This is a genomic window from Aliiglaciecola sp., assembly GCF_039982535.1.
GTDB lineage: Bacteria > Pseudomonadota > Gammaproteobacteria > Enterobacterales > Alteromonadaceae > Aliiglaciecola.
Window position 1 is genome coordinate 45,433 of record NZ_JBDWYG010000015.1, and the last position, 11,534, is coordinate 56,966.

Below are 11,534 nucleotides of genomic sequence, written 5' to 3' on the forward strand. Positions count from 1 at the left end.
AATACTCTAAGCTAGTAACAAACTGGGTAAAACTAAGCAAAATAGGGTTAAAGCTACGCTTAATCCGATTAGCATTAATACATTCGAAACGGACAACAATCGAATGCTGGGCTGATGAGAATCAGTTGGTTTAGTCAAAAACGTCATTAAATACCCCACCGCAATAGTGGTAACAAATCCGATTAAATTCCACCAAAACCAAAATATCGGACTTTCAAATAGCCATAGTCCCATGTTTACTAATACCCCTGCCGCTAAACCTGTATTAGCAGCATAAGAGGCAATTTTTTTACTGTAGATCCCCAATAGAAAAATAGCTAAAACCGGACCATAAAAAACCGAACCAATTTTATTGATCGCTTCAATAATAGTGGGCGCGATGTCGCCGGCAATGAATGACAAAAACAATGTTACTAAGCCCCACCCCATACCAGCTAAACGGGCATATTTGATGTAGGTTTCATTATTCGGTTGATGTTTAAATAAACGACATAGATCTTCGACAGAAACAGCGGCTAAACTGTTTACCGCTGAACTCAGGGAAGACATGGCAGCGGCCATAATGGCCACCACTAACAGACCAATAATTCCACTTGGTAAATAGTTAATGATAAAAATAGGCATCATCCAGTCTGGATTATCAGCAGGAATTTGAGCTTGTAAAGAAGGTGTATTCATTACCATTGCGCCAATAACTAAACCTGCTGCACAGTACACAAGGGTGATGGGAAAACGACAAATTGCTACGGTTAACATCATCTTTCTCAGGTCACCCAGATTATGAGCAGACAAAGAGCGTTGCGCTTCCGATTGATCACAGCCGTAATACGACGCATAAAGCACGATTCCACCAAATAGCATGGGCAATAAACCAAAGTCGTTACCCGACAGACCAAATTGATCGGGCTTTACCGCCACTAAACGCGCTGGTTCAATCAGGGTCAGTGCCTGCTCTACTCCACCGATGTGGTCCAAAGCAATCCAAAGACAGGTTAAGGCTCCCCCAAAAATCAGAATCATTTGCAGTGCATCACCATATACCACCGCTTTCATTCCGCCCATGGCCGAATAAACTAAAGTAATCACCCCGATTAACACAATACTGTGCCACTGCTCCATTCCCATGGTACCTTGCAAAATAAGGGAAATGGCGTAAATCATAATCGCCGTTGCTACTGAACGACTCAATTGAAAGACAAAACTGATAAGTAATCGAGTGGAACGTGAAAAGCGTCGCTCTAAGTATTCATAAACGCTCACCACACCAGATTTATGTAACGAGGGTAACAATCGCCAGAGCATTAATGCCACCGCAGCAGGCAGCGCCAACTCATAGGATAGCCATATCAAACCGCCGCCTTCACGCAAACCAACAAAAGCAGGCGCTGAAATAAAGCTAACAGCTGAAAGTTGTGTTGCCATCACAGATAAGGACAATGCAGGCCAAGGGATACTTCGTCCGCCTAGAAAGTAATCATCTCGATTTCGCTGTTGCCGGAAGAGTAATCCCATACATAGCAAACCCAATAAATAAAATCCAACAATCGAGTAATCGAGCCAAGACAAAATAGTTCTCCCTAAAGGTTTTTTAGAATAATTATAGATGGGGCATTTTTTACTACCATATCAAGGATTTGCGAAATATTGAAATACACTTTGTGAGCCATTGCTAGATTGACGAATAGTTAAGGTGTAGTCTAAGTGCATCAGCAAAATTTTGTGTAAAGGCCAAATGTCCACAGGGTGATTTTGGCGTTAGAGTCATCAATAACAACAACTTATGCACTTTACTGATGATATACACATTTGTAAGGATAACTAATGCCCCCATTGCAACTCCTATCGATGAAATTGACCAGCAAGCCTGCACTTATCCATAAAGGTTTAACGCTGACCTTATTAGCTTTGTTCATGTTTATCAGTGGATGTGAAGACAATAAAACAGGTCTAGCCCTAGGTACGTTGGAACGAAATAGAATTGCGCACACCGCCACAGTTAACGAAGTCGTCACCGAATTGCCCATTCCCCAAGGGACGCTAGTAAAAAAAGGCGATGTATTGGTGAAACTGGATGATCGTCAACAAAAAGCAATCATGGCCAAAGCAAAAGCGTCCGTCGCCGAAGCACAGGCAAATTTAGATAAGCTAAGAAACGGAGCCCGCCCCGAAGAAGTCGCTTCAGCCAGTGCTAAATTGGAAGGAGCCCAAGCCGCATTAACGGAAAGTGAAACCGCGTACCAAAGAGCGAAAAACCTGATTTCCCAAAAGTTGGTCAGTCAAGCCAATCTAGATCAAGCGCTGGCCACAAGGGATGCAAAAGCAGCCGCGGTTCACGAAGCAGAAGAAGCTTTGTTATTGCTCACCAATGGTACCCGTCCAGAAGACTTAGAAATGGGCAAAGCTAATTTAGCGATGATGGAAGCTGCGCTTGCCAGTGAAATTAAGAAACTAGAGGATTTGACCATAGTCGCCACGCGGGATGGCCGACTCGATAATCTGCCTTGGAATTTAGGTGAAAGAGTGACTATGGGCAGTCCCGTCGCCATAGTTTTGGCAGGTATTGCCCCCTATGCGCGGATTTATGTTCCAGAGCCTTATCGCGTAAAAATAAAAGTAGGTGACAGTTTACCGCTGCATGTCGATGGCCTAACAGAAACCATTGAAGGGACAGTGCGTTGGATTTCTATTGAGCCTGCATTCACCCCATATTACGCCTTAAATCAAGAAGAACGCGCCCGTTTAATGTATTTAGCTGAAGTGCAGTTACCTAGTCAATACGCAGATTTGGCCAATGGTGTTGCCGTACAAGTTGAGCTTCCGTGACCATGGCAACCTCCCCTGAATGGGTGATACAAGCCAAACAATTAAGTCGTCACTTTGGAGACTTAAAAGCCATTGAACAGCTTGATCTTAACGTGGAAAAAAGCACTATATACGGTTTTTTAGGTCCAAATGGGTGTGGTAAAACGACGGCAATAAGAACCTTAACGGGTTTGTTGAAACCTACTTCTGGCGAAGTCACAGTATTGGGCTTAAAGCTCCCAGATGACGCTGAAAAGCTACGCTTGAAAATGGGCTACATGACACAAAAGTTTTCGCTGTATAACAATCTAACGGTAAAGGAAAATCTGCAATTCATTGCCAAAATATACGGTATTTCGGGTTTAGCGCAAAAACAGCGGATCAGTGAATTATTGTCGGTTTACGGTTTAGATCAAAAACAGCGGCAACTGGCGGAAAGTTTAAGTGGTGGTCAACGACAGCGTCTAGCCCTTGCGGCAGCAACGCTACACAAGCCTCAATTGTTATTTCTAGATGAACCCACCTCCGCCGTTGACCCTGAAAATCGACGTGAGTTTTGGGAGCAGTTGTTCGATTTATGCGAGCAAGGAACGAGTATCTTGGTCTCCACTCATTATATGGACGAAGCGGAACGTTGCCATAAACTGGCTATTTTAGAAAATGGCTTAAAACGAGCAGACGGCAGCCCTGAAGAATTAATGAAAAACATGGCGGCAAAAGTGGTCGAAATAGAAGCCCAAGGGATCAGGCAATTGAAACAGCAAATTATTACCCTTCCCAATATAATTACTGCTGCGCAATTAGGCGCTAGATTACGAGTATTAGTCAAAGATTCCCAGCCGGATCCATTAGCCTACCTGCAACACCACACACAACTTGCAAATGACAAACTCAACCTAGTAAGACCCAGTTTAGAGGATGTGTTTATTACCTGTACCGGAGGCGGACGACAATGATCACCGCTTTGTATCGCATCCAAGCAATCTTTTTTAAAGAACTGACCCAATTAAAACGCGACAGAATGACCTTTGGCATGGTGATTATGATCCCATTGGTGCAATTAGTTTTATTTGGTTACGCCATCAATACTAATGTTAGACATATTCCTGTGGCACTGGTTGATCATAGTCAAACAGCCCTAAGCAGAGCCCTAGTACAAACGGTTACCGCCACCCAAGTAGTTAAATTCACTGAGCAATACAATGATATTGATAGTGCTCAAAAAGCCATGGAACGCACAGATGTACGGGCGATTTTATTTATTCCCCACGATCTAAGTCAGCGCTTGGCCCGCAGTTCGAGTGTCGGTTTGGGCTTACCTGCTGCCAGTGATGAACAAACCAGTCGTCCTGTTGCACAGTGGGTAGTTGATGGTTCAGACACCATGATTGCAAGCTCCATTAAAAGTTTACGTTCAATGCCCTTGGTTGAGTTGCTGCGCCAACCTGCCAATCGCTCAACACCAACCTTTGAAGTGACACTATTTTATAATCCCGAACAACGGACTGCAGTAAATATAGTGCCAGGTTTGCTGGGCATCATTCTCACCATGACCATGATTATGTTTACCTCTGCTGCTATTGTCAGAGAGAGTGAACATGGCAACATGGAAATGCTAATTACCACGCCAATTAAACCCATAGAATTAATGGTAGGCAAGATTATACCCTATATTTTCATTGGGTTACTGCAAGTGATTATTATTTTAGGCTTGGGTTATTATGTGTTTAATGTACCAGTGAATGGCGGACTGCTGCCCTTATTTGGTGTGACTTTGTTGTTTATTGCGGCAAGTTTAGTCTTGGGGCTAGTGATCTCAACCATTGCCACCAATCAATTACAGTCAATGCAAATGACCATCTTTATTTTGTTACCCTCTATACTGCTTTCAGGCTTTATGTTTCCTTATGAAGGTATGCCGTTAACCGCCCAATACATTGCCGAGGCCTTACCCGCTACACATTTTATGCGCTTGATCCGCGGCGTTATTCTCAAAGATGTGGAATTTACCGATATGACCTTTGATGTCTATTGGTTATTGCTTTTCACCGTTTTAGGATTGGTAGTCGCTTCCTTGCGATTTAAGAAAAACTTAGACTAATCTTATTTATAATTCGACTACACAATTAAAATTGAATCGTCTGATTAAGTGTTGGAATGGTTGCCTGCCACCCTACTTTTTTAAAGGCTGCTTGCAAGGCTATTTTGGCTTTTTCTTCACCGTGAACCAAGAACAGTTGTGGTTTTTTAGTGGTGAAGCCTGCAGCCCATTGAATTAACTGAGCCTGGCTAGCGTGAGCGGAAAACCCTCCCATGGTATGGATTTGCGCTTTAACTGCGATAGTTTCCCCTGCAATTTTATAGGTTTTTGCGCCGTCCACTAATGCTCTTCCAGGCGTGCCAATTGCTTGAAAACCAACAAAAATCACATGAGACTGTTTACGCCATAAATTGTGTTTTAAATGATGACGTATTCTGCCGCCATTACACATCCCACTACCGGCAATAAAAATAGCTCCTCTGTCGATTTGATTCAGCGCCATAGACTCCTCAGTACTACTTGAATATCGCAATACTGGTAGAAATTTATGTAGACTTTGTTGATTGTTTTGTCCGCCCATTGCTGCACGGTCATCTTCATTAAACACATTTTGGTAGCGATGATAAATTTCCGTAACCGCAATCGCCATGGGGCTATCTAGAAAAACAGCTTGTTGTTTTAATTTACCTTTTTGATATAACTCACCGAGTCGAAAAATTATCTCTTGGGTTCTACCAACCGCAAAGGAGGGAATTAAAATATTGCCACCGTTTTCAGAAGCCTCGGTTATAACATCTTCAAACTCCTGCAATGTCGCTTCCATAGAGCGATGCTCGCGATCACCATAAGTGGATTCAAGCAGCAATACATCAGCCTCTTTAACCAACTCAGGATCGTTTAACAATGCCGCTTGTGAATTGCCAAGATCACCAGAAAACACCAACTTTTTAGCCCCGCCCTGCTCATCTATCAACACTTCTACAATGGCAGATCCAAGGATATGACCAGCATCAAGAAAATGAATAGACACATCTTCTGTAATTTCACGTTTTTGGTGATATTTGATACCAATACAGTCGTCTAATGTTGTTTCCACATCTTGCAGGTTATACAGGGGTTCAAGCTCTTCTTTACCGGCGCGGCGACGACGTTTGTTTTCCCATTCAACATCTCGCTGTTGCAAAGATGCGGCGTCCTTAAGCAACACCTCTATTAACTCTTTTGTAGCCGAGGTCATATAGATTGGACACGTTAAGCCCTGAGAAATTAATAAGGGTAAACGACCAGAGTGATCCAAATGGGCGTGGGAAAGCACAACACCATCTAGTCGGCTGACATCAAAGGGTAACGGCTTTAAGTTTGCCTCTTCCTCCACTCTTCGGCCTTGAAACAAACCACAATCTAGCAAAATCTTGCTATTCTCGGTTTGCAGTAAATACATAGAGCCCGTTACGCCTTCAATAGCACCGTAAAACGTCAATTTAGCCATGGTTCTCTCCAAATGGAATCTGATATTGGCCTAGGCAACTCAGAATTTGCAGGTACTCGGCGTTAGCTAGTCTAAAATAGTATCCGTGAACCCGTGTAAAAGCCGTTAAAACTAGCTACTAGTGTCAACTGAGCTTTAAATATTGCATAGGATTGACTAAGCGCTACTGCCTAACAATAAGCACATCAACCGTCAGCCGATTGAGAATTTTTTCAGCCGTATTGCCGATTAACATTCCTTTGATTCCCTTGCGACCAACGTTACCAATGACGACCAAGTTCGCTTTCATTTTGCTGGCGACGGAAGGGATCAAAGCATAGGCAGAGCCGGCCTCAATTTTCACTGTATAGTCAGTAAACACACCTGTATCTTCTACAATTTTTTCAAGTTTATCTTTGGATAACTTACCTTTTTTAACCATCACCTCACCGGGCTCAGTTATATCAAACTCTTGTTTTATACGCGGAATAGGGATCACCCCTAAAACAGAAACATCCGCAGACAACTGCTTGGCGATATGTGCAGAGGTATTCAGGACTTTGTCGTTTAATTCTTTTTGGGCATCGGTTCTAGTGAAAATATCAACAGTGCCTAACAACTTAAACTGACCGCGCCAGCGATTATCACCACATAACAAAACACTGGATTTAATCGGGCCTTTTAGTGCCGCTTTGATCAGTGAAAAGTCCAACTCTTCCCGTCCCAATTGAGGACGGTGAATGAATGTGGTATCAAATTCGTCATGGCTGAGAGTTTTAAACAGTAACTCTTCGCGCTCAGCTGCGGATGTAACCGTCTCCATTAGAATTGTTATTTTGCATGCATCTGCCACTTCATTGTTAATTAAGGTAGTCAGTCCCTCAACGTTAGAATCAAGTAAATCATTAGCTATATACAGCACCGTAATACTGGAAGGCGCAAACTTTAATGCTTTTTTCAGCATCGGCTTAACACTTTCTTTCCTCTCGGCAACAACTAAAATATGTTTCATAATCCTTCCTTAATTTATATTAGACTCATCTTAGATTGGGAATTCAATTGCACCTTAAGCATAGTTTAAATCTGCTTAAATTGACTGATCCACATCAATATCTAGCGAGATAAAGTATCGAATTATTTACGAGGGATTCGCTACATCAAGGGGAACGAGTAAGTGAAGTAAAAGGCACTAGGTTCTTTCCAGCGGCGTTAATTTTTTATAACTGTGATGCTAGCGTGGTATTACGAAAGAATATGTGAGGAATATTTCTATGAACGTTTAGAACGGGGACTCGAGCCTGCAAATGCAATCAAAAGCGCAATGGAAAAAGGTACCACTCTTTCTAAAAAATCACCTGGCGTGCTAGGAAGCATGTAAAAGGTGACTGCGAGCACAAAACCAGTGATCATCGCCAAAAAGGTGGCTTTAGGATGAATATTTCGATTGCACAGACGCACGATGATGATTGGGCCAAAGGATGCTCCTAAGGCAACCCAAGCAAAGATCGCTCTACTGAAAATGGCTTCGGGCATATACAAGGTCACTAACACTGAAAAAACAACGACGAATAAAATACTCAGTCTTGAAATACTCAATGATGATAAACGGGAATGTTTTTCTAAACCTAAATCATGTGCCACAACAGAGGCACTAACCAACAATTGACTGTCAGCCGTAGACATAATGGCAGACAACACGGCAGCAGTAATAACACCGGCAACAATAGGATGAAAGAGTTCGGTGGTTAATACAAAAAATAAGTTTTCTGGATTATCTAACTGGATTTGCAACGCCAGCCCAGCAAGCCCCACCACCACGACACCTAAATCAACGATTAAGAACCAAGCAGCAGCGATACGACGACCGCTTTTAATCGCTTTTTCATCTCGCAATGCCATAAAACGCAATAGCATGTGTGGCTGTCCCATTGACGAAACAGATACACTGAGATTGCCGATAATGACACCTGCAGCCAGCAAAGCAACATTGCCCCCAGTTAAACTAAGTTGTTCTGGGGTGGCAACCTCAATTAAGGTTGTAACAAAATCAATGGGGCCGCCTACTGCGACAACTGCGGCTATGGGCAACGCTAACGTTGCGATGGCCATAATAGAGCCCTGCAGCGCGTCGGTCATGCTAACCGCCCAAAACCCACCTAGCACAGTGTAAATAAAGATAATTAGCGCACCAATTAATACACTTTCCGTCATAGGCATATCAAAAGTAGCAGAAAACATGTTTCCCGCGCCTTGAAATTGAGCTGCCACATAAAGGGTAAACGAAATCAATATGATCAAGGATGCCGTTACCACTATTAACTTCTTAATCCCGCCGCTACTGCCAAAACTTAAGAAATCGGTAACGGTTAAATCTTTTTGCTCAAGACTGGTTCGATACAACCTTGGGGCAAACCAATACCAAGATATAAACATCCCTAAAATGCTACCTAAGGCTAACCAAATACCGGAGAGACCAAGCACCATCACTAAGCCACTAAACCCCAATAGTTTCCATGCCGATGAGGAACTAGCAGAATAACTAACAGCGGCAACAAAGGGGCCTAAACCACGGCCCCCTAGGAAAAAGTCATCAGTGTTTTTAACGCGACGTTGTGCCCAAAAGCCAATTCCTAGCAACACCAATTTATATACGACTAATACAACTAAAATATAACTGGCGTTGCTCACAATTTAGGGCTCCATTATGCTTCGAATAATGGTATTAGGAATGTAACTGTTATCCCACTCTTTACCAGGCGCCCAGCTAAAGCCTCCGGTACGCAAAATAACTAAATCCATAGACGGAATGATATACATCACTTGATTGCCACTGCCATCAAACATAAATAAATCATCGGCCAAATAGGGTTCACTATGCAGCACCCCAAAGCCTTTAGCTGGACCAACTTCTGCCCACGCTCGTTTAGGCAAATAAGGTTTACCCAACCAGATATGCAGGCCCATAGCAGGGTTAGCAGGTGAAGGTTCTAGATATTCTTCCATCCAATTATCCGGAAACAAAGATTGACCATCTATTTGCCCACCGTTTTTAAGCAAAATACCCATGCGCAACCAAGATTCTGAAGGCAATAACAAACAACAACCACTGTGCGCCACCCCTTGCGGACGGTTAAGCATGACCTCTCCACCTTGGGCATGTATAGGCTTAATTAGCGACTCAGACAAGTACTGACCATAAGGTTTCCCTGTAGCGCGCTTGATGACTATTGCAAGTAAATCGGACACTGCTTGGCTATAATCGTACTTAGTTCCAGGCTTATCGATTAACGTATAATCATTGATAATAACGTCATCCGAATAACCTGAAATATAGGAGCGAGTAAAATTACTAAATGGGCTCATGTCTAAGGTGTAGTATTGTTCAAATCCTGCGGCCATATGTAACATGTGACGGATAGTAATTGTGTCTTTTTCTGTACCCTGCCATTCGTTTATATAAGTTGCTGCAGGCTCATCTAAACCACTAATAAAACCCTCTTTAATGGCTCGTGATATCACTAAAGACGCGACCATTTTGGCCATACTTTTGCCCACTATGAGAGAATTCTCATCCATACCATCATAGTGTTCACGAAAGCGTAATTTACCTTTATGCCAAATTAACAACGAAGTACTGCGGCGTTCAGCCGCATATTGACTGACATTCGCAAGGGCGTCAGAGGGAATACTCCCCTCCCCCTGATTATCCACTTCGAATAATGGTGAAGGGTTTCCTTCGACCACAAATTCAGAGCCATCCCAGCCAGACTGAGGTAAAACCCCTTTGCCTGTGGCAATCAGATAGTAGCGTTTCCAAAATAAGGGATCTTGTAGATACAACACGCCCCCCACCAACATTACCAGTGCTAAAAAGCCAATGAAAACCTTACCTATCATTTTGCCCATTTACTTCAATCCTTTTATCTACTTGGATGATATATATTCTAGAAAATCAATAACCTGATCACGTTTCACTGGATCTGACAAGTCAGTTTGTTGGTTCATCAAGTTGCCAGGAATAAACTCTTTACCATGAGAAAGGTACTCAGATAAGTTAGGACGAGTCCAGAATATGCCGCTTTGTCCAGCGTCAACCATGGCTTTTGAATAACGTCCATAACCTTCAGCTGTTCCCGCTTGACGGTTAAATACCCCAACCAAATTTGGTCCTAGTAAATGTTCATCACTTTCAACCGCGTTATGACATTGAGTACACCAAGAAGCAGAATCTTTAGCCGCTGCCAAACTTTCGGCATTAGGGAAAATATCTGTTTTTGCTCTTGCTGGAATGAGCACATCTTTTGATTCCACTAAAACAGTTTCAGCCGCTTTAGACACATGCCAAGGTGGAAGCACTTTAAATGCAAAATAAGGTAGATACATGAAAAACACGATAAATATGGCAAATACCGGAATATAAACCAAACGTTTATGTTTAGCCCAAGTAAACAAAGCTAAAGCAATAAAGTAATAGATCGGTACCAAAACATAGGTACCTAAAGCAGCAATAGGATGAACAGAAGGTGGTTTAGGTAAATTTACCAACAAGTGCACAAGGATAAGGACAGCAACTGCTACACCTGGCTTAAGATATTTACGCAGGTGGGTGAACAGGTACACAAATACAATGCCATTAAATAGCGCCGATGCCAAGCTACTAAATGACGAATGCATGTAACCAGAAGTGCTCCAAGACCAATTTACAAATTGTGGAAGCGGAAACACGCCAACAACTTTAGTCACTTCATCCTTTGACCATGCTTGCGATAATCCATACAACATGGCAAAAAACATACAAATGAAGAACAGTGAAATGGCGGTTGTCGATAGCGACGAAAAGGCGTTTTTCAAACGCGTGATAATCGACGCACCTGGGCGTAACAACCACACCAAAAACAATATAACGATCAAGACAAACAAGCTTGCACCAATATTTAGGTGAGCATGATGAATTACTTCACGTTCAGCACTACCTCGGATAAGTCGAGGTGAAACACCTGACCACCAATGATGCCAAGCAAATAATACATAAAACAGTACTGAGCAACACAAGCTTAGTTGCTCCAAAAACCCACCCTGTTTATTTTTGCTATTCATAACTCCCCCTACGGATAAAATTATTTTTATTATTCATATCGTTACTATCACTATTAATTTATGTTTTAAAACGCGCAGTTTATTTACGTTTCAAAGTATTTGATGAATCCCCCGCTTTTCACCTAA

Annotated in this window: 9 protein-coding genes; 3 read left to right on the top strand and 6 right to left on the bottom strand. The window is 42.5% G+C overall.

Going from position 1 to position 11,534, the window contains the following annotated elements; all coding sequences use genetic code 11:
- Nucleotides 1-6: 6 nt before the first annotated feature.
- Nucleotides 7-1,566 carry a sodium/solute symporter gene (locus ABJV04_RS02670; RefSeq protein ID WP_348489620.1) on the bottom strand — a complete coding sequence of 520 codons (1,560 nt, stop codon included), beginning with the start codon at nt 1,564-1,566 and terminating at the stop codon, nt 7-9.
- Nucleotides 1,567-1,911: 345 nt separating this feature from the next.
- Between ABJV04_RS02670 and ABJV04_RS02675 the strand changes: the two genes are divergently transcribed.
- From ABJV04_RS02675 to ABJV04_RS02685, 3 genes are read left to right on the top strand one after another with little or no spacing between them, the layout of a single operon-like run.
- Nucleotides 1,912-2,823, top strand: a complete 912-nt coding sequence (locus ABJV04_RS02675; RefSeq protein ID WP_348489693.1) for an HlyD family efflux transporter periplasmic adaptor subunit — start codon at nt 1,912-1,914, stop codon at nt 2,821-2,823.
- 2 nt (nt 2,824-2,825) lie between these two features.
- Nucleotides 2,826-3,758, top strand: a complete 933-nt coding sequence (locus ABJV04_RS02680) for an ABC transporter ATP-binding protein (protein ID WP_348489621.1) — start codon at nt 2,826-2,828, stop codon at nt 3,756-3,758.
- Nucleotides 3,755-4,903, top strand: coding sequence for an ABC transporter permease (locus tag ABJV04_RS02685; RefSeq protein WP_348489623.1), 1,149 nt, complete (start codon nt 3,755-3,757; stop codon nt 4,901-4,903). The genes ABJV04_RS02680 and ABJV04_RS02685 overlap by 4 nt, the downstream gene beginning before the upstream one ends.
- Nucleotides 4,904-4,928: 25 nt before the next feature.
- Here ABJV04_RS02685 and ABJV04_RS02690 read toward each other — a convergent pair whose 3' ends face one another.
- The 5 genes from ABJV04_RS02690 to ABJV04_RS02710 all read right to left on the bottom strand — a co-directional run bounded on the left by ABJV04_RS02690 (nt 4,929) and on the right by ABJV04_RS02710 (nt 11,408).
- Nucleotides 4,929-6,332: an MBL fold metallo-hydrolase gene (locus ABJV04_RS02690; RefSeq protein WP_348489624.1), complete on the bottom strand. Its 1,404-nt coding sequence runs from the start codon at nt 6,330-6,332 to the stop codon at nt 4,929-4,931.
- A gap of 163 nt (nt 6,333-6,495) precedes the next feature.
- Complete coding sequence (locus ABJV04_RS02695; protein WP_348489626.1) at nt 6,496-7,323, bottom strand: universal stress protein; 828 nt, start codon at nt 7,321-7,323, stop codon at nt 6,496-6,498.
- Between the two features lie 257 nt (nt 7,324-7,580).
- The gene (locus ABJV04_RS02700) at nt 7,581-8,999 is read right to left on the bottom strand and encodes a sodium/proline symporter (RefSeq protein ID WP_348489628.1); all 1,419 of its coding nucleotides are present in this window, start codon (nt 8,997-8,999) and stop codon (nt 7,581-7,583) included.
- Between the two features lie 3 nt (nt 9,000-9,002).
- A complete protein-coding gene (locus ABJV04_RS02705; RefSeq protein ID WP_348489629.1) occupies nt 9,003-10,217 on the bottom strand; it encodes a serine hydrolase in 1,215 nt (404 codons plus the stop codon).
- Nucleotides 10,218-10,235: 18 nt separating this feature from the next.
- Nucleotides 10,236-11,408 carry a hypothetical protein gene (locus ABJV04_RS02710; protein WP_348489631.1) on the bottom strand — a complete coding sequence of 391 codons (1,173 nt, stop codon included), beginning with the start codon at nt 11,406-11,408 and terminating at the stop codon, nt 10,236-10,238.
- Nucleotides 11,409-11,534: the final 126 nt, after the last annotated feature.

Bases quoted from the DNA above. Each gene is read 5' to 3' on its own strand.
- ABJV04_RS02675 (WP_348489693.1), top strand. From the start codon at position 1,912: ATGTTTATCAGTGGATGTGAAGACAATAAAACAGGTCTAGCCCTAGGT.
- ABJV04_RS02680 (WP_348489621.1), top strand. From the start codon at position 2,826: ATGGCAACCTCCCCTGAATGGGTGATACAAGCCAAACAATTAAGTCGT.
- ABJV04_RS02685 (WP_348489623.1), top strand. From the start codon at position 3,755: ATGATCACCGCTTTGTATCGCATCCAAGCAATCTTTTTTAAAGAACTG.
- ABJV04_RS02690 (WP_348489624.1), bottom strand. From the start codon at position 6,332: ATGGCTAAATTGACGTTTTACGGTGCTATTGAAGGCGTAACGGGCTCT.
- ABJV04_RS02695 (WP_348489626.1), bottom strand. From the start codon at position 7,323: ATGAAACATATTTTAGTTGTTGCCGAGAGGAAAGAAAGTGTTAAGCCG.
- ABJV04_RS02705 (WP_348489629.1), bottom strand. From the start codon at position 10,217: ATGGGCAAAATGATAGGTAAGGTTTTCATTGGCTTTTTAGCACTGGTA.
- ABJV04_RS02710 (WP_348489631.1), bottom strand. From the start codon at position 11,408: ATGAATAGCAAAAATAAACAGGGTGGGTTTTTGGAGCAACTAAGCTTG.